Origin of the sequence: Kamptonema sp. PCC 6506 (assembly GCF_000180455.1) — a bacterium.
GTDB lineage: Bacteria > Cyanobacteriota > Cyanobacteriia > Cyanobacteriales > Microcoleaceae > Kamptonema > Kamptonema formosum.
In genome coordinates, this window is sequence record NZ_CACA01000275.1 from 1 (window position 1) to 19509 (window position 19509).

The following is a 19509-nucleotide window of genomic DNA, read 5'->3' on the forward strand; positions in this document are numbered from 1 at the left end:
GTTAACCGTTAACAATTAACTATTAATTGCCGACTCAATTGTTTGGTGATAAATAATTCTCCCCGCTGTCGTGCGGATGTATTGAGAAAGCATCACCCCATCCTTGTCTTCCCTTACCCTACGGAATTTGTACTCTTTACTTACAGTACCGTTCGCCAAATTTTCAACCTTCGGATCGCCCTCCGCCTCCACATTTTCCACTGCACCGTCAAAGCGCACCCAGATGTAAGAATGGAGATGAATTACCCCCTGTTCGTAGGCAATAACTGCATCGTTAAAATTAGCGAAATAACGACCCGCCCCTTTTTGGGTCTGGGGATTCTCCGCTGTCAAGTAGTAGCAACCGAGCACCATATCTTGAGAAGGCGTTACGATTGGCCGTCCTGTCGCTGGTGACAAGATATTATTAGAAGCCAGCATTAGCAGTCTTGCTTCTGCTTGAGACTCTAGAGATAGAGGTACGTGAACGGCCATTTGGTCGCCATCAAAGTCGGCGTTGAATGCGGGACAAACTAAGGGGTGTAATTGTATTGCTCTCCCTTCTACTAAAATTGGCTCAAAAGCTTGAATTCCTAAGCGGTGAAGGGTTGGAGCCCGGTTAAGCAGCACTGGATGCCCTTCGATCACTTCTTCGAGCACGTCCCACACTGAAGGATCGCTGCGCTGGATCAACTTCTTCGCTGCTTTGATATTGTTGACTAATCCTTGACGGATCAGGCGGTGGATGACGAAAGGCTGGAACAGTTCGATCGCCATTTCCCTGGGTAAGCCGCATTGATGGATTTTCAGCTTGGGCCCGACTACGATCACGGAACGACCAGAGTAGTCAACCCGTTTACCCAGCAAGTTTTGCCGGAAGCGCCCCTGTTTCCCTTCAATGATGTCTGAGAGGGACTTCAGCGGGCGGTTATTTGCTCCCACTACTGTGCGTCCCCGACGACCATTGTCAATCAGCGCGTCCACAGCTTCTTGCAGCATCCGCTTTTCGTTGCGGATGATGATTTCTGGGGCGAGAATTTCTTGGAGTCGCGCGAGGCGATTGTTGCGGTTAATTACGCGGCGATAGAGATCGTTAAGGTCGCTAGTAGCAAACCGACCCCCATCTAGTTGCACCATCGGTCGCAAGTCGGGGGGAATGACGGGAACTACTGATAACACCATCCATTCTGGTTTTGAGCCAGTAGCAATGAAGTTGTCAATCACCCGCAGGCGCTTAATTAGTTTTGCCCGCTTCTGACCCTTTGCGCCGGCAATATCTTCTCGCAACTGTTCTGCTTCTGATTCTAAGTTGATGTTTTGCAGTAAAGTTTGCAATGCTTCTGCACCAATACCAACTTCTACGCCGGACAACTCCGAGTCTTCGCTGTAGAGTTGGTCTTCGATTTCTAGCCAAGCATCCTCAGCCAGCAGTTGTTTGTAAGTAAGATTATCGGCATTGCCGGCGTTGAGAACTACATAAGCGTTGAAATAGACAATTTGTTCGACATCCCGCAAGGGCATATCTAACAAAATTGCCATGTAACTAGGAATACCTTTGAGATACCAAACATGGGCAACTGGAGCTGCTAATTTAATAAAGCCCATCCGGTGTCTGCGGACGCGAGATTCAGTGACTTCGACACCGCATCTTTCGCAGACAATGCCTCTGTGTCTGACTCTTTTGTATTTACCACAATGGCATTCCCAATCCTTTGCCGGCCCGAATATCCGCTCGCAAAACAAGCCGTCCATTTCGGGTTTTAATGTTCTGTAATTTATGGTCTCTGGTTTTATAATTTCCCCTACTATTTGACCGTTTGGTAAAGTTCTTTCTCCCCATTGTCGTATCCGTTCGGGAGAAGCCAATCCAATTTTAACGTAGTCAAATCTTTGTTCTAATTTAGCCATATTTACTCCTTAAATTTGTTAGTTATAGCAACTGCCTTGGCGGTTACGATGCTCAGGGCTAGGGGCTAGGGACTAGGGGAAGAAAGGAAAGCAGGGGAAGCAGGGAATAGAATCAGCGAGTTTGGTGTAAATCAGAACGTCCTAACCGACAACAGCGGTTGCTATATTACTAAAAAACTCACAATGCTGTCCTCCCTCAAACTCTTAGTAACTTTAGTCGCTCAATTCTAGAAAGACAAGCGACTAAAGTCCCTACTACTAAGAAACCTAACAGTTAACAGTTAACAGTTAACAGTTAACTATTTTCTACATTTCGTCTTCAATTTCATCTCTAGAAATCGATTCGTAAGTAGGCCGAGAGGGCGATCGCCTCCCAAGAGCATCAGCCATCAAATCGACCTCTGCATCTCGTGAAGATCCATCCTCCGCAGTCTCTACCTTGTGAACTGCAATGTCCAAACACAAAGACTGCAACTCGCGCATTAGCACCTTAAAGGATTCCGGCGTACCAGGGCGCGGTATCGCCTTACCCTTAACGATCGCATTCAAGGCCTCATTGCGTCCCTGCATATCATCGGACTTCACAGTTAAAAGTTCCTGCAAAGTATAAGCCGCGCCAAAGGCCTCCAGCGCCCATACTTCCATCTCTCCAAACCGTTGACCTCCTTGCTGTGCTTTACCACCCAAAGGTTGTTGAGTGACCAAAGAATAGGGCCCCGTAGACCGGGCGTGAATCTTATCATCAACCAAGTGAACCAGCTTGAGCATATAAGCCACGCCCACAGTAATCGGGCGATCGAAAGCCTCCCCAGTCCGTCCGTCAAAAACAGTAGATTTCCCTGGATGATTTTCATCAAAAATCCAACCCTTACCCGTTTTCTCCCGCGCTTCCCGTAACTTGCCGTGTACGCTTTCCCGCGATTTCTCAGCCCCGTGCATTTCATCAAAAGGCACGATCTTAAACCGCAAGCCCAAATTCTCACCCGCCCATCCCAACAGGCATTCAAAAATCTGGCCCACGTTCATCCGCGACGGTACGCCCAAAGGATTGAGGACGATATCTACGGGCCGGCCATCGGGCAAATAAGGCATATCTTCCTTCGGCAAAATCCGAGAGACGATACCTTTATTCCCGTGTCGCCCCGCCATTTTATCTCCCACTTGGATCTTGCGTTTCTGGGCCACGTACACCCGTACCACCATATTCGCCCCCGGTGGCAATTCATCGCCCTGTTCGCGCGTAAATACCCGCACGTCCACGACGCGCCCCTTTTCCCCATTGGGAACTCGCAGAGAATTATCTCGGACATCGCGGGCCTTCTCCCCGAAAATTGCCCGCAATAACTTCTCCTCTGGCGGTTGGTCGCTTTCCCCCTTGGGCGTAACTTTCCCCACCAAAATATCGCTAGCTTCTACCCAGGCACCCTTACGGATAATGCCTTGTTCGTCTAATTGTCTAAGGGAATCTTCCCCCACATTCGGAATTTCGCGGGTAATTTCTTCAGGCCCCAGTTTAGTTTGTCGAGCTTCGATTTCATACTTCTCAATGTGAATGGAAGTATAAACATCTTCATAAACTAAGCGCTCGGAAATGAGCATCGCATCTTCATAGTTGTAGCCTTCCCAAGGCATATAAACTACTAAGATATTGTGACCCAGAGCCAACTCTGCCCCCTCCGTAGAAGAGCCATCCGCTAGCACCTGCCCGGCCACCACAAAATCTCCTTCATAAATCAGCGGCCGCTGATTGAGACAAGTATCTTGGTTTGAACGCTGATATTTCTGAAGTTCGTACTCGATAAAACCGGCATATTTTGCCTTAAAAGCATGGGGATTTTTGGAACGCAAATCGCTATAGTCGCGAATGCTAAAATGCACTTCTTCCTCAACGACACCGGGCTTAATGCTCTTGACAATAATCCGAGTAGCGTCAATATAGACCACTTCCCCATCAAACTTAGAAACCACCACCATCCCAGAATCTCGCGCCGCTTGAGCTTCCAAACCCGTCCCCACTAAGGGGCGTTCTGGCAACAACAAAGGTACTGCTTGCCGCTGCATATTCGAGCCCATCAGCGCCCGGTTAGCGTCATCGTGTTCGAGGAAGGGAATCAGGGAAGTTGCCACGGAGACAATCTGCACGGGAGACACGGCCACATAGTCTACCTGCATGGGAGTCGTAGTCGTGAACTCCTGACGATAGCGCACGGGTACGGAATCCCCTTGAATATTCCCCTCAGCATCAGTACGAATATCACCGGGGGCAACGCGGAGGTCATCTTCCTCGTCCGCAGTCATGTAAGCAGGGGCGCGATCGCGCAATATTCGCCCTTTTTCCACTGGATAAAACGGCGTTTCCAAAAATCCGTAGGGATTCACCCGCGCGTGAGTTGCCAAGGAACCAATCAAACCCGCATTGGGCCCTTCCGGGGTTTCAATCGGGCAAATCCGGCCGTAGTGGGAGGGGTGAATGTCGCGCACCGCAAAACCCGCTCTTTCCCTGGTCAAACCGCCGGGGCCCAAGGCTGAAAGTCGGCGTTTGTGGGTCAGTTCCGCAAGGGGATTAGTCTGATCCATGAACTGCGATAGCTGGGAACTCCCGAAGAATTCCTTAATTGCCGCTACTAATGGTTTGGGATTCACCAGGGAAGCAGGAGTCAGGGATTCAGCATCGCTCACAGTCATCCGTTCCCGAATGATCCGCTCTAAGCGGTTAAGTCCCACCCGGACTTGGTTTTGCAACAGTTCTCCTACGGAACGCACCCGCCGATTGCCTAAGTGGTCGATATCATCAGTAGAGCCGATATCAAATTCCAGGTTAATCAGGTAATCCACGCAAGAGAGAATATCCTGGGGAGTGAGCACGCGCATGGTGTCGGGAACGGAGAGGCGCAGCTTTTTGTTGAGCTTGTAGCGTCCCACTTTTCCGAGGTCGTAGCGTTTGGGGTCAAAGAAACGGGAGTTTAGCAGTTGTTCTCCCCCGGCGACTGTGGGCGGTTCCCCCGGTCGCAGTTTGCGGTAGAGTTCCATTAAGGCTTCTTCTTCCCCGAACTGACCTTCTTTTTCTATGGTTTTCTGGAAGTATTCGGGGTGGCGCAGAGCATCGAGGATTTCGCCATCAGACAGGCCCAGGGCCTTGAGCAAGACTTGGGCGGAAAGTTTGCGGGTTTTGTCGATTCGCACCCACACTAAATCGTTTTTATCCGTCTCAAATTTCAACCACGCGCCTCGGTTGGGAATCAGTGAGGCGTTGTAGCTGCGGCGACCGTTTTTGTCTGTTTCCGATTTGTAGTAGACTCCGGGCGATCGCACGATTTGGTTGACTATGACTCGCTCTGCACCGTTAATGATGAAGGTACCGCGCTCTGTCATCAAGGGCAAATCGCCGATGAAGACTTCCATTTCTTTGATTTCGCCTGTTTCTTTGTTGATCAGGCGGGTGGGGACGTACATTTGGACGGCATAAGTGCTATCCCGACGCTTGGCTTCGTCTACGTCGTATTTGGGGCGCTTGAGTTTGAAGTCTTTGCCTAAGAAGTGGAGTTCTAGTTTTCCCGTGTAGTCGGTGATGGGCGAAAAGCTGTCTAGTTCTTCGATTAGGCCCGATTCTAGAAACCAGCGGAATGATGCCCGCTGAATTTCGATCAGGTCAGGTAAGGTGAAGCTGGGTTGTGGTGTGTAAATCTGATTAGTCATGGGTTTCCTCAAACTGTGTGGCTCTTGCCTTTCTAAGAACGCCCTCACGGGACTCTTGTACTTGTCGTTTGTTGCTTATTGCTTTTTATGGAATATTTATATGTAGATTCTTGGGTAGCAGTTTCCCTGGCGCACCAATCGCCAAAACTGACAGCAGACATACTGTATAGAGATTTTCTAGACAATATGTTCGCTTTGCGTTCTATTGCTCTGCCAGTTTTGGGGAAAGCCTTTCCCAAATTGACTACTAAAATTGATGACATTGGTGTGATTAAATCCCGCAAGCGGAACTCGCGATTTTTGATATTTTTGAAGATACAGTGCCAATTCATTACGATCGCGGTTTCCTCTCTTTAAATTATAGGACGCAATTGCGATACTAGCAGGCTGTAGACCTTTTGTTCTTGGGGAAGTCGCGCCATCGACAATTTCTAGATTAATGCCCGTTTTACTCAAGGGCTGATTGCCGATCCCCAATCCTATATTCTGGCACTATTTGTGCTCTGATAGGTCAAAAAGCTCGCAGGCATTCCTGGTAGTTTGCTGGCAGAGAGTTTCTAAGGATACTTCTCTTAATCTAGCAACTTCCTCGGCTACGTGGCGCACGTAGGCTGGTTCGTTGCGTTTGCCGCGATTGGGGGCGGGGGCGAGAAAGGGGCAGTCGGTCTCGATCAGGAGGCGATCGCTTTTGACTTTGCGAGCTGATTCTTGAATTTGGACAGCTTTTTTAAAGGTGACAGTCCCGCTGAAGCTGATATAGAAGCCCAGGTCTAAGAACCATTCGGTTTCTTCTGGGGTTCCTCCCCAGCAGTGCATCACGCCTCGAACTGGCCCGGAAGTTTGCCAAAATTCTCGCAGCATTGCGGCCATAGGCGCGGCTGCGTCACGGCAATGGATGATGACGGGTTTGTTGAGCTTTTGGGCGATCGCCAGTTGAGAGGTAAAGGCTTCTATCTGTTGCTGAGCGTTGCTGGCTTTATAAAAGTCCAACCCGGTTTCGCCGATCGCTACTACTCTAGAGTCTGAACTAGCCAGCTCTAAAATTTGTTCTGCTGTTGATTCCGTCCACTTGTCGGCATCTAGGGGATGGAGGCCGACGGCAAAGGATACTTCCTCAAAGCGGTTAGCGATCGCCTGAATTCCTGCAAATTCTTCCGGCTCTACGCAAGAATGAACTAGACGGACTACTCCCGCTGCTCGCCACCGCTCTCGCACGGCTTCTAGATCGTCTTTAAACGTCTCAAAGTTGATGTGAACGTGAGTATCAATTAGCTGCACTATTTTTTTAGGAGTATGTCAGAGCTATCAATTAAAAATTAAAAATTCAATTATTTTTAATTTTTAATTTTTAATTTTTAATTGACAACTGGGGTCTGTTTGCGTTTGAGAGCCTTAGCCAAGCGAGATTTTTTGCGATCGCCATTATTGCGGTGTAGCACGCCGCGCTTTACAGCTTTGTCGATTTTGCTGAAAGCCTCAGACATCCGCTGCTGTACTTGCTCCATTGATTCGGGAGTGGGAGCGGCGGCGTAGGTGTCAACGGCTGCCAAATACTTCTTCATCAGAGTTTTGACAGCAGACTTGTAGGCTTTGTTTTCCAGTCGGTTGCGCTCGGCAATTTCGACTCGTTTGATGGCGGACTTAATATTGGGCATAGTCGGCAGTGATTTCTGGCTGGTATTGAATTAAAAATACAAAGTACCGGACAAACTAATATAACATCTATTCCCCTTAAATCGCGATTCCCCAAAAAATCTAGGTTAAGCTATAACAAGGATTAAGGGTTAGCAGAAGAGCGGGGACGGAGGAGAGCAGGGGAGCAGAGAAGCACAGGAGCAGATGTGAAAAAATCTCCCAGCTCCCTCTCCCCCTGCCCCCTCCCCTCCGCCCCCCTCCCCCTCCCCGCTCCCCCGCTCTTCTGGCGGGCAATTCCTACGGTAGGCATTCCTAATCTCCATGCTGCGAATCATAACTCAGTGGGTTGAAGCACAAGCTGAACTGCGACGAATCTGCGATCGCACCCACGACGACTTGGTTGTTCACAAAGAGGCAACGGTACGGGAAGTGCTGCAAGCCGTAAAGCGCAAAGGCGACAAGGCTCTGCTGCACTATACCGCTGAATTCGACCACCTTTCCCTAAATGTTGAAGAGTTGAGGGTGAGCGGGTCTGAATTGGACGCGGCCTACCAGCAAGTATCCAAAGAATTATTAGATGCAATCCGCTTGGCTTGCCAGCAGATTGAAGCTTTTCACCGACAGCGCATTCCTAAGTCATGGGTGCAGTTTGGGGAAGACGAGGTAGTTTTGGGCAAGCGCTACACACCCGTAGACCGAGCTGGGCTTTACGTTCCTGGGGGACAGGCGGCCTATCCCAGTACGGTGCTGATGAATGCCGTGCCAGCGAAGGTGGCTAAGGTACCGCGTATTGTCATGTGTACTCCCCCAGGGCCAGAGAAAAAGATCGCTCCTGCGGTGCTGGTGGCAGCCCAGGAAGCCGGAATCGAGGAAATTTATCGGGTGGGAGGAGCACAGGCGATCGCAGCTTTGGCCTACGGTACAGACACTATCCCCAAGGTAGATTTAATCACTGGGCCCGGCAATATTTATGTAACGCTGGCAAAGAAGCTGGTCTATGGGACTGTAGGCATCGACACTTTGGCAGGGCCCTCAGAAGTGCTGATTATTGCAGATGGTTTAGCCAACCCCGTATATGTGGCAGCGGATATGTTGGCTCAAGCTGAACACGATTCAATGGCAGCGGCAATTTTACTGACCACAGACTCAGTATTGGCAAGAAAGGTGGTGGCGGAAGTAGAGCGCCAGTTGGCGGAACACCCGCGTCGGATATTGACCGAAAAGGCGATCGCCAACTACGGTTTAGTTGTAGTTGTAGATTCCCTGAAAGCAGCGGCAGAACTATCTAACGAATTCGCTCCCGAACACTTAGAACTCGAAGTAGTCGATCCTTGGGCTCTCCTCGACCAAATCCGCCACGCAGGAGCAATTTTCTTAGGTTGCTCCACGCCGGAAGCTGTGGGAGACTATTTAGCGGGGCCGAATCATACGCTGCCCACTTCGGGGGCCGCCCGTTACGCCTCACCGCTGGGAGTGGAAACCTTTATGAAACACTCCAGCTTGATTCAATACTCGCCGACGGCGCTGCAAAAAGTGGCTAAAACTATTAATGTTTTAGCTAAAGCAGAAGGTTTGCCTTCTCACGCTGACTCGGTGCGGCTGCGAACTGAAAATATCGGGGATGAGGAATTTTAGTGTTTAAGACTATTTTGGTGGCTCTTGACGGTTCGCAATCTATAGACCAGGTAATGGTAGCTGTGCACCAATTTCGGTTAGAACCGGAGACGAAAGTTATTCTCTCTCATGTGGTTTCTTCGGCGGGATCTGAGTTTGAATTGATTGCTGACAAGCCCCATCTCAATTCTGAGGAATTACCGTATCGACATATTGAAAAGCTTCTGCAATCTTATCAGGAGAAGTTACCTTGCCAGAGTGAGGTAGAGATTGTGGCCGGGGATGCGGCGGAAGAAATTGTGCGTTTGGCTAATATTTATAAGGCTGATTTGATTGTGATTGGGAGTCGCGGTTTAACGGGTTTGAAGCGAATTTTGGAGGGTTCGGTGAGTTCTCAGGTGGTGGCGGATGCTGCTTGTTCTGTGTTGGTAGTTAAGGCCGTTTGAAGAAGGGGCTAGGGGCTAGGGGCTAGGGGCTAGGGGCTAGGGAAGAAGGAAGAGAGATGGGGGAGAGGGGAGGAAGAAGGAAGAGGGAGGAAGGAAGAAGAAAAATACAATAAAATCAATAGTTTTAGCAATTGCCAAAGTATGCTCTGATTGCCTTGGCGGTTGCTATATGATTTAGGACTTACGCAGATACAAGATCGTTATGTCATTGCGAACCCAGCGAAGCAATCCCAAACCCCGATTTTTCGTACTTCATGCGTAAGTCCTATGATTAATATGGAGCGCCACCTTGTTAAATTCTCCGATTCAAACCTTCCTCGACGAATTACACCTGAAATTCCAGCCACTAAAAGAGGGTGTACTGGCTAACTACATTCCCGAACTAGTAAAGGCAAATCCTGACTGGTTTGGTATTTGTGTCGTTACAGCAGACGGTCAAATTTATCAAGCTGGTGACTGCGACCAACTATTTACAATTCAGTCAATTTCTAAAGCTTTTGTCTATGGAATGGCTTTAGAAGATCGCGGTCGAGATTACGTTTTAACCAGAGTTGGTGTTGAACCTACGGGAGATGCTTTTAATTCTATTCAAGTAGATGAAGTTTCAAAACGGCCTTATAATCCAATGGTAAATGCAGGCGCGATCGCTACTACCAGTTTAATCAAAGGCATAGACCCCACCGAACGCCTCAACCGAATGTTAGATATGTTCCAGCGTTACGTCGGTCGCGATTTATTCGTAGATATGTCTGTTTTCACCTCAGAACGCAGCACCGGACACCGCAACCGCGCAATGGCACACCTCATGCTCAATTTTGGCATGATTGAACCCAATATCGACGAAGCTCTAGACCTTTATTTTCAGCAATGTTCCGTCATGGTTAACTGCCAAGATTTAGCAGTTATGGCCGCCACCCTCGCTAATTGTGGCATCAATCCGATCTCCAAAGCACGAGCCGTTGAATCTCGCTATGTGAGAAATATTTTAACAATTATGTACACTTGCGGTATGTATAATTTTGCTGGTGAATGGGCTTATACAGTCGGGCTTCCCGCCAAAAGCGGCGTTTCTGGGGGAATTATCGCCGTTGCTCCTCATAAAATGGGGATCGCAGTCTTCTCACCTTTGCTGGATTCTCATGGTAGTAGTGTGAGAGGTCTGAAGGTATGTGAGGAAATTTCCGAACAATTTGGCCTGCACTTATTCGATTTACGAGCGGACAATTCTCAATTTTGGGGAGTTAATTCTGAGTCAACTTAAGCTGGCGAATAGAATTCGCGGCTATACAAACCAAGTCAGCCTGCGCGGACTGTAGAATTTTAACCCAACTCATGCAGGTTTCCTCTGATTCTTAAAGTCCGCCTACGCGGACTTTGTTAGTGTAGTAGCGGTTTCAACCGCCAAGTAATTAAACAGGTAACTGTGCTACAAGATTAAAAGTCAACCTTGTCTGAAAAATCCTATGACTGCTGCGATCGTTAATGAAAACCCCTTACTAATTGGCAAAGGACTACCTCCCTTCAATACCATTAAAGCAGAGCACGTAGTCCCTGCAATCACACAAATACTAGCCGAACTAGAGAAAGAGCTTAGCAGCTTAGAAGCAACTGTTAAACCGACTTGGAGTGGCTTAGTAGAACCCTTACAGAGCATTGTAGAGCGTTTAAACTGGAGTTGGGGCGTAATTGGACACTTAACTGGTGTTAAGAATAGCCCAGAATTGCGAACTGCTCACGAAACTATGCAGCCTCAAGTTGTCCAGTTTTGGAATAAATTTAGCCAAAGTAAACCTTTATATGATGCTTTTAAAGCATTGCATAGCGGCAGCGAATGGGAAAGTTTAGACTCAGCTCAAAAGCGAATTGTAGAATCCTCTATCCGAGATTCAGAGCTGTCTGGCGTAGGATTAGAAGGTGATAAAAAAGAACGTTTCAATGCTATTCAAATGGAATTAGCCGAAATTGGTACTAAATTTTCTAACCACGTTCTTGACGCTACAAAAGCTTTTAGTCTCACTCTGACAAATAAGGATGAAGTTGATGGTTTACCTCCTAGTTTACTCAGTTTAGCCGCTCAATCTGCTCGTGCTGAAGGCGCAGAAGATGCTACTACTGAAAATGGCCCTTGGCGCATCACTTTAGATTTCCCCAGTTATGGCCCTTTCATGCAGCACAGCACCCGCCGCGACTTGCGAGAAAAGCTTTACAAAGCTTTTATGAGTCGTGCTTCTAGCGGCGAGTTGAATAATTGGCCGCTAATCGATCGCATTTTAGAATTGCGAAAAGAGAAAGCTGCTTTGCTGGGATTTAGCAGTTATGCTGAATTGAGTTTAGCTAGTAAAATGGCTCCTAATGTGGAAGCTGTAGAGGCTTTGCTGGAAGAATTGCGCGGCGCTAGTTACGATGCTGCTATCAAAGATTTGGAGAATTTAAAGGCTTTTGCTGCTACGAAAGGCTCCCCGGAAGCTCAAGATTTGAAGCACTGGGATATCAGTTTTTGGGCAGAACGTCAGCGGGAAGAAAAGTTTGCTTTTAGTGCTGAAGAATTGCGGCCTTATTTTCCTTTACCCCAGGTACTTGATGGCTTATTTACTTTAGTAAATCGGCTGTTTGGCGTGACTGTCACTGCTGCTGATGGTGAGGCGGCAGTATGGCATGAGGACGTGCGTTATTTCCAGATTGCTGATGAGAAAGGAAATGCGATCGCGTATTTCTATTTAGACCCTTACAGTCGTCCCGCAGAAAAGCGCGGTGGTGCTTGGATGGATGAGTGTATTGTACGGGCTAAAATCATGGATGTAGACGGACAAAAAACACGCTTGCCTGTGGCTTATTTGGTCTGCAATCAATCTCCTCCTGTAGATGGAAAGCCGAGTTTAATGAACTTTATAGAAGTTGAAACTTTGTTCCATGAATTCGGTCATGGCTTGCAGCATATGTTGACAAAAGTAGACCATCCGGGGGCGGCCGGCATCAATAATATTGAGTGGGATGCAGTGGAATTACCCAGTCAATTTATGGAGAATTGGTGTTACGATCGCGCTACTCTGTTCGGCATGGCTAAGCATTACGAAACAGGGGAAACTTTGCCAGAACATTATTATCAAAAGTTACTGGCTGCACGCAATTATATGAGTGGTAGCGGGATGTTGCGGCAGTTACATTTTAGCTTGGTTGATATTGAATTGCATCACGGCTATCAGCCAGGAGGCGAGGAAAGTGTAATGGATGTTCGCAACCGCATTGCTAAGACTACAACTGTTTTACCGCCATTGCCTGGAGATTCATTTTTGTGCGCCTTCGGACATATTTTTGCTGGCGGTTATGCGGCGGGATATTACAGTTATAAATGGGCTGAGGTTTTGAGTGCTGATGCTTTTTCTGCTTTTGAGGAGGCTGGTTTGGAAAATGAGGATGCGATCGCATCTACGGGGGCTCGTTTCCGCGATACTGTCTTAGGATTAGGGGGAAGTTTGCATCCGATGGAGGTGTTTAAGGCTTTCCGAGGAAGGGAACCGAGCACTAAACCTTTATTGGTACATACTGGTTTAGCTGTTGCTTAAAAGTAAGGTGGTGCTGTTGTTTAAAGGTCAATTTTTTGCAGACATTTTTAGCAGCAATACCTACCTTAAGACTAACAGGAGTTATGCAAAAATATCCGTAACGCCGCCCAGAGGGAGGCGTTACGTAAAATGTATGTAGCAACTCCTGTAGTCGGTTAAGACGTTCTGAGTTTCACCAAACTCGCTGATTCTATTCCCTTTCCCTTCTTTCCCTAGCCCCTAGCCCCTAACCGCTGAAAGCGGTTGCTGTTATGCTTTTTTCATCGATTTGCGTCTGGCTGCAAGTAAGCCACTTCCACCCAAAATTAAACCCACCATTGTTGTTGGTTCTGGAACTGGTTCGGCGCTTAGAGTGACTTCATAATTACCATTATGAGAAATGCCGTCATCTGAAGCTGTTAAACCAGATTGCGTGGCATTAAAACTGTATTTATATTCAGTTTTACCGCCATAGATAACTTTAACAAGTTCGCTTGCTTGTAAGGGCAATCCTGGTATTGATGGAATTCCTAACAAAGCTAGGGCATCGTAGTGACCCGCTAAACCAATTTTAATTGTCCCGCCATCTTGATTGACATAAGAAATATTTGGGTCGCTAAAACGCTGAAAGCCACCGGCAAGTAGAAAAGTATTGAATAGTAGTTGATTGGAAGCAATACCGTATCTTGACCGCCAATTTGACCGCTTAAGCTGGTGTATTGATTATAATCTAAGAAATTGTAAAGAGCATTAAAGCTCTGAGATATATTTGCTGGGGAAATTGGAGATTGTTCGCTATTAGAAAATAACTCTACGTTTCCCCCAGGACTACTACTATCTCCATCTAGGGCTGCTTGTACGTTAGCCTGAGTATTAGCGACTGTGAATGTGTTAGTACCGTTGGAGGAATATGTTAAATAAGCTGCTGTACCACCAATGGTAGCACCAGTGATGGATGCAGCTAAAGATGAAGCAGGAGCGATCGCACCCAAACCAACTAATACTGATGCGCTAATTAAAAATTGCTTAACTAAGTATGCCATATTCTACCTCGTAGATGCTTTTGAGAAAAGAGTTTTTAGAGGGATTTCTATACTACTTTGAAGCCGATCGGTTATCTTTGATTATACTTTTACGCACTTAAGCTATGGAAGTGAGGAAGCTCAAGCTAAGTGGTAATTGTTTGGCATCCCCTAAGTAATTTCAACTACATAAGGGTAGAGAACTGTGACTTCTAGCGGCATATTTTCCTTCTATTCCGTCCTAGTCTAAACTCTTCCTAAAGGTGAATTATAAAGTTACTGTAGAATTTACTTAAGCTTTTTGTAAAGATTTGGATAAGCTTGGCTTTTCTGTCCGTAATCTTACTGTGGCAGCAGAAGTAGGGAGACTGGCAATCGGTGATATTCTTAATTACTGAGGATTTACACTCAATAAGATGGCACTGCTATAAGCATTTTCACCTAAGTCCTAATGCTTATTTGTTACCATCCACTTTTAGGGTAAATTATATTTTGATTAACAAAATACTCATCTTAACTAAAAGCAACATAACAATATAAAACTTAATAGATATGGATAAACTGACTGACTTCGATTTAGCTGTAACTCATGAAAAAACTGCTAACTTTCACCCGGCAAAATATTGGAAAAATCCCCTTAGTTTAACTTCTATTCCTTTAGTAATTTTTACTATTTTGCTGACGCTTTTCAGTTGGGGAAATCCCGCACTAGCGCTGAGAAGAGGCGATCGCGGCCCTGAAGTTGTCGAACTCCAGAAAAACTTGCAAACGAGAGGCTACTATGCTGGTGAAACTACAGGATTTTACGACGCTGCAACTCGCGCTGCTGTCAGAAAATTTCAACAAGAAAAAGGTCTAAGAGTTGACGGAATTGCTGGCCGTCGTACTCTCTCAAAGCTACAATCTAAATCTGAGGAATCTCAGGCAACTTTAACCACAACTAAGACATATTCCCAACAAACATCGAAGTCTGAGAATGTTAAACCACCTGCGATCGATGGTAAAACAGATAATGCTCCGAAAAAAGCAGAGACTTCAAACAAGATGACGCTCAAAAAAACTATTTATGGCAATATTTCGCCTAAATCAGTTGTTTATTCGGGCGCAGGTTTGTTTTTTGCCCAAAACATGATGTACCGCCACACAATCTCTGTTTACGATCGCAAATTCAATTTAGTCAAAACTATTCCCGATACGGTGAAGTTATCAGCATTTGGCTTCTCAAAATTCAAAGGCAATTATCGAGGTGCTCCGGTTGAAGCTGCTTTTTCTACTGATGGCAAGTACGCCTATGTATCTAATTATCAAATGTACGGTTCTGGATTTAAAAATCCAGGTAGCGATCGCTGTTCTCCTTCAAGAAAGCACGATCGAAGTTTCTTATACCGTATTAACACCGAATCTCTTAACATCGAAAAAGTTATTCAAGTTGGTTCCGTTCCCAAATTTAATGCAGTTTCCCCAGATAACCGCTTTCTGCTAGTTAGTAATTGGTGTACGTGGGATTTAAGCGTAGTAGACACCGAGAAAAACCAGGAAGTAAAGCGGATTAAACTGGGTGCATATCCGCGTGGTATTGCCGTAGATGCAGAGTCAAAAAATGCCTACGTTGCTGTCATGGGTTCCTCCGATATTGCCAAGGTAAGTCTCAAAGATTTTTCTGTAGAAAGGCTGAGAAATATTGGCAGTTCGCCGCGTCATTTGAACATTGACCCCGCTGGAAAATATCTTTATTCTACTTTGAATGGTGAGGGAACTGTCGCTAAAATTGACCTTAAAATGGGTAAAGTTGTGGATAAAGTTGGTACGGGTAGAGCGCCTCGTAGTATGACGATTTCCAGTGACGGTCAAATCCTTTATGTTGTCAATTACTTTTCTAATACTGTCAGTAAAGTCCGTACCAAAGATATGAAAGTGCTGCAAAAAGTTAATGTTAATTCGCACCCGATTGGAATCACCTACGATCCTGAAACTAAGCAGGTTTGGGTTGCTTGCTATTCTGGTAGTATTATGATATTTCAAGATTGAAACGTAGGGTAAGCGCTGCTGTTTAAATCTCAATTTAATTGCAGATATTATTAGCAGCAACGTCCACCTGACGACTATTCAAGGACGGACAATATAATCAGAAGATTGGGGTTCTGCTTTTCCCAGTTTAACTAAGGTTTGATAAACCATAGCAGCTACATCAGCGCGAGTTGCTGGTTGATTTGGGTTGAGCAAATCTCGATTTGGATAGTTAACAACTAGGTTAGCCTGTGTTGCTGCTGCTACTCGTTCAATAGCCCAACTTGGTATCTGCTTACTATCTTTATAACTCTTTAAAGTTGAAGCTAATTTTGTGGGCGGTTTCAGGTTAAGTCCGCTGGCTAAAGCTGCCACAACTTGCACTTTTGGCACATTTTGATCGGGACGGAAAGAATTTCCGGGATATCCTTTCATAAATCCAGCTTGCACAGATTTGGCAATGGCAGGAACAGCCCAATTATCCGCTTTTACATCCTTAAAGTTAACAGGTTTCCGAGCAATTTTTTGGTCAGTAACTATGCCTTCAATTATTGCTGCTAACTCCGCTCGCGTTACTGGCTGTTCTGGTCGAAAAGTACCATCCTCAAAACCAGTAATAATTTTGCGTTCTGATAGTTTTTCAATAAAGGGACGCGCCCAATATTTGTCAGGAACATCAGAGAATTTAATCGCAGCAGTTTGGGTAGAATTAGATTGAGGTACAGGACTTATTTTAGCAGGAACTATGGCTGTTTTAACGGGAGGAGATTGAGGTTTGGGAGTTGCAGGTAAGGGAACAGAGTTAATGATTGCTGCTTGAGGAATGATATTTGCCGCAGGGGGAATTAAGGGAATTGCTTGCGGTTGAGGTTTCGCAGGAGATGAAGAGGGACTGACAGTTGGACTAGCCAAAGGTTGACTAGGATTGTTCTCGACTGGCTGCGATTGGTTCAACCTTGCTGGTATGCTAGAGGATGGGGTGGGAGATGGCGAAGTTGAGATGTCTAGTTGATTGCCATTTTGACCAGTTGACCAAAAGAAAATGGCTGCGATCGCGCCGAACGCAACTGAGATCCCGATCCATTCATCGAAGCCTAGAGGTTTGTTTTCGGGTGATGGGGGTTGTGGAGATGCCATAGTTTTCCCTGCATAGCGATGTGTCAATTAAACCACAGCGATCGCTTAATTGCAAAATCTTGGGTAAATTTATGATTGGGGCGATCGTAGTTTGCCAATTTCTAAATCAATTTTTGTATCTTCAGCAGACATTTCACTTAATCTGCGCTTAGCAGTAGAGAATCCTTGCAAGGCGGCTTTCTTGTACCATTTTATTGCGGCTAACTCATCCTTGATAATTGCGGCTTCGCCATCGTCTAGACCTAAACCAAGGGAATAAATATCGCCGAGGATCTCCTGTGCAAAAGGGAATCCAAGTTCTGCTGCTTTGCGATACCACTTAATTGCTTGTTCTACATTTTTATCGCTCAAGTAAAGCGTTGCCAGATTATTTTGTGCAACAAGATGACCTTGTTCAGCGGCTTGGTGGTACCACAAAATCGCTTTAGCTGCATCAGATTGAATGCCAAATATTGGGTCGTAGATGCAGCCAATGGAAAACTGGGCTTCAGGATTTCCTGACTCTGCTAGTGGCAGCAAAATTTTCAATGCTTCAGAATAGTTTCCAGATTCAAAAGCAGTTATTCCTGTTTCAAAATTAGACATTTTACTCATTTTCTGGTATTGCTCCGGGAATTTCATTAGAATCCCACCAATCTATTTCTTTTGGACAATCATATTCTTTTTTAAGTGGTCTAGCTATTAAGCCGCCACGCCAGTCTTTACACTTGTAGACGCAGTATTTGTAGTTTGTATCGGGAGGGCCAGGTACTTCAGCAACAAGCTGACATCTCTTGCCCTCTAAATTATCAGAGTCGGAGTTCATGCAATTAAGCTATGTTTGAAAGGGCTAAAGCCCTTATTACAAACAATATTACTCCAAAGTTTTCACGGTCAATACTTGCGGCGGCGTAGAATCAGGAGGATAGATAAAATCTACCTGTACCGATCGCTTTTCTCCGGTTGCTAATTTCAACTTGACCATCGGTTCTACTACTTGACCAACTCGATGCCACAAATGCACGTAGCGCGTCAGATTTTGACCCCTATCATCTTTATAACGCAACCTGACTGTGCCTCGGAAATAGGGGAAATCTAAGGGAGGTTTGCGGAATCGCAACCCGTTTTTTACTAACTTATCTTCTTTTAAAGGTGTTTCCAGTGCGATCGCCACTTGCTGCTGTCGATCGCTGGTGTTGTGCAGGGGAAAAGTAAGATCGTAGTGGACACCGTAGTTACCGTGTGCTTCGTAGGCCGTATCTGGATAGCGTACTAGCAGTTTTGCTGTTTGCACTTGGTCTGTACCGAGTCTACCGCCTCGGAGGGTGGCGATTCCGTAGGAATAAGCCTTACCGCGTTGGGGAATTGTGAGATTAGTGCTATTTTTATCTACTAATTGTGCTTGCCATCGCGAACCTTGTTGCACGCCTGCAACGCGACTGTAAATCAGATTGCCAGGGGCTCCGGGCGGTGTCGGAGTTTTATCGCGGGGTAAAGCTAAGCTACCATTGTATAACAAATCTTGCCATTCTTTCAGAGTAGGGGCGCGATCGCTACCATCGGGATTTTTTTTGGCATATAGCGCCAAAGTCGCAGCGTAAACTTTACCGCTACTTTTCAATGCCATAAAGGTAGAACGACCATTTATAGGCTTTGGCAACTCCCGCACCGGAATTGAACCATTGAGTAGCATCTTGCTTTCCCCAGGAGCAAGTACCAGTTTTGCGGGAAAATTGGGTTGTCGCACTCCCCGCAAAATATTATCTACAGCACGAATGCCGTGACCAGAATATACTTCCCCTTGAGGATTCTCACTTATTGGCGGCTTTTGTTTGAAAGGCGCATCTGGTTCCATCAGATAACTCGCTGCCTGTAAGACTTCCACCGTTACGGGTTGCTTGCCGGGATTGTGTACAATCGCCCCAATGTATAAGGTTTGCAAGTTGGGGGGAGTGTGGGTGAAGTGGTGGGCGAATAAGTTAAATTGTCCCTGAAATGGGAAGTTAAGATGAGCTGCGGGTACTTTTTTCCCTTCTGGTGGAAAGGTGGAAAGCAAAATTCCCTCTTTTTTCACCCATTCTGGACTGTCGCTGTTGAGCATGGGTACATTATCCAACGATCCGGGAAGCGATCGCACTTCATTATTGACTAGGATTTCTTGGGGTGCTGGTTTGGCGGGGGTTGGTGAGGGCGATGGAGTCTGTGCTTGTACGAATGGGGCAGGTTTTTTGAGTAAAAATAATCCACCGGTGGCGATCGCGATCGCGACGATCAAAGCAATTCGAGTCAGTTTACTTTTTTTGGAAATCATCTGATTTGGCTGTAGGCGAATTTAGAACTATTTAGGATTTACGCTAGTCTAAATTTTCCTACAGCCTAAATCCTTGATTGAGAATATCCTAACCGTTGTGGTAAATGCTGTATTTTCGTCAAAAAACTGCTGGTTGAGCGAAAGTCGAAACCCGGTTTATGAGATTGGGTGCGTAAGTCCTGCATCGCCAAACCTTGAGTACGACAGGGGTTAAAACCCCTGTCTCAAAGATC

At 46.2% G+C, this 19509-nt stretch carries 16 protein-coding genes; 6 read left to right on the forward strand and 10 right to left on the reverse strand.

Going from position 1 to position 19509, the window contains the following annotated elements:
* Positions 1-15: 15 nt before the first annotated feature.
* Complete coding sequence (locus tag OSCI_RS14920) at positions 16-1887, reverse strand: DNA-directed RNA polymerase subunit gamma (RefSeq protein ID WP_007355839.1); 1872 nt, start codon at positions 1885-1887, stop codon at positions 16-18.
* Between the two features lie 306 nt (positions 1888-2193).
* The gene (gene rpoB, locus OSCI_RS14925; RefSeq protein WP_007355840.1) at positions 2194-5583 is read right to left on the reverse strand and encodes a DNA-directed RNA polymerase subunit beta; all 3390 of its coding nucleotides are present in this window, start codon (positions 5581-5583) and stop codon (positions 2194-2196) included.
* An 87-nt stretch (positions 5584-5670) separates the two neighbouring features.
* Between rpoB and OSCI_RS30010 the strand changes: the two genes are divergently transcribed.
* A complete protein-coding gene (locus tag OSCI_RS30010) occupies positions 5671-5940 on the forward strand; it encodes a hypothetical protein (RefSeq protein WP_148288933.1) in 270 nt (89 codons plus the stop codon).
* A 135-nt stretch (positions 5941-6075) separates the two neighbouring features.
* Here the strand turns inward: OSCI_RS30010 and OSCI_RS14935 are convergent, their stop codons facing one another.
* Together OSCI_RS14935 and rpsT are read right to left on the reverse strand one after the other, a co-directional pair.
* The gene (locus tag OSCI_RS14935) at positions 6076-6861 is read right to left on the reverse strand and encodes a TatD family hydrolase (RefSeq protein ID WP_007355841.1); all 786 of its coding nucleotides are present in this window, start codon (positions 6859-6861) and stop codon (positions 6076-6078) included.
* A 77-nt stretch (positions 6862-6938) separates the two neighbouring features.
* Positions 6939-7238 (reverse strand): 30S ribosomal protein S20, encoded by a 300-nt coding sequence (gene rpsT / locus OSCI_RS14940; protein ID WP_007355842.1) that lies wholly within the window; start codon positions 7236-7238, stop codon positions 6939-6941.
* 301 nt (positions 7239-7539) lie between these two features.
* Here rpsT and hisD point away from each other — a divergent pair, with 301 nt between their 5' ends.
* The 4 genes from hisD (at position 7540) to OSCI_RS14960 (ending at position 12841) form a co-directional block, all read left to right on the forward strand.
* Positions 7540-8853 carry a histidinol dehydrogenase gene (hisD, locus tag OSCI_RS14945; RefSeq protein WP_007355843.1) on the forward strand — a complete coding sequence of 438 codons (1314 nt, stop codon included), beginning with the start codon at positions 7540-7542 and terminating at the stop codon, positions 8851-8853.
* Positions 8853-9278, forward strand: a complete 426-nt coding sequence (locus OSCI_RS14950; protein ID WP_007355844.1) for a universal stress protein — start codon at positions 8853-8855, stop codon at positions 9276-9278. Before hisD ends, OSCI_RS14950 begins: the two co-directional genes overlap by 1 nt.
* Positions 9279-9567: 289 nt before the next feature.
* Complete coding sequence (gene glsA, locus OSCI_RS14955) at positions 9568-10539, forward strand: glutaminase A (protein WP_007355845.1); 972 nt, start codon at positions 9568-9570, stop codon at positions 10537-10539.
* A gap of 202 nt (positions 10540-10741) precedes the next feature.
* A complete protein-coding gene (locus tag OSCI_RS14960) occupies positions 10742-12841 on the forward strand; it encodes a M3 family metallopeptidase (RefSeq protein WP_007355847.1) in 2100 nt (699 codons plus the stop codon).
* Between the two features lie 249 nt (positions 12842-13090).
* On the opposite strand, the gene OSCI_RS32005 is transcribed toward OSCI_RS14960, so the two are convergent.
* Positions 13091-13498, reverse strand: a complete 408-nt coding sequence (locus OSCI_RS32005) for an NF038130 family PEP-CTERM protein (RefSeq protein ID WP_267879569.1) — start codon at positions 13496-13498, stop codon at positions 13091-13093.
* Entirely contained in the window at positions 13381-13863 is a 483-nt protein-coding gene (locus OSCI_RS32010) for an NF038130 family PEP-CTERM protein (RefSeq protein WP_007355849.1), read from the reverse strand. Before OSCI_RS32010 ends, OSCI_RS32005 begins: the two co-directional genes overlap by 118 nt.
* 531 nt (positions 13864-14394) lie before the next feature.
* On the opposite strand from OSCI_RS32010, the gene OSCI_RS14975 reads away from it, so the two are divergent.
* Positions 14395-15870: a peptidoglycan-binding protein gene (locus OSCI_RS14975; RefSeq protein ID WP_007355851.1), complete on the forward strand. Its 1476-nt coding sequence runs from the start codon at positions 14395-14397 to the stop codon at positions 15868-15870.
* Positions 15871-15948: 78 nt separating this feature from the next.
* On the opposite strand, the gene OSCI_RS14980 is transcribed toward OSCI_RS14975, so the two are convergent.
* The 4 genes from OSCI_RS14980 to OSCI_RS14995 form a co-directional block, all read right to left on the reverse strand.
* A complete protein-coding gene (locus OSCI_RS14980) occupies positions 15949-16986 on the reverse strand; it encodes an S-layer homology domain-containing protein (protein ID WP_007355852.1) in 1038 nt (345 codons plus the stop codon).
* Between the two features lie 69 nt (positions 16987-17055).
* Positions 17056-17571: a tetratricopeptide repeat protein gene (locus tag OSCI_RS14985; protein ID WP_007355853.1), complete on the reverse strand. Its 516-nt coding sequence runs from the start codon at positions 17569-17571 to the stop codon at positions 17056-17058.
* Position 17572: 1 nt separating this feature from the next.
* Complete coding sequence (locus OSCI_RS14990) at positions 17573-17791, reverse strand: hypothetical protein (protein ID WP_007355854.1); 219 nt, start codon at positions 17789-17791, stop codon at positions 17573-17575.
* 48 nt (positions 17792-17839) lie between these two features.
* Complete coding sequence (locus tag OSCI_RS14995; RefSeq protein ID WP_007355855.1) at positions 17840-19276, reverse strand: DUF3370 domain-containing protein; 1437 nt, start codon at positions 19274-19276, stop codon at positions 17840-17842.
* Positions 19277-19509: the final 233 nt, after the last annotated feature.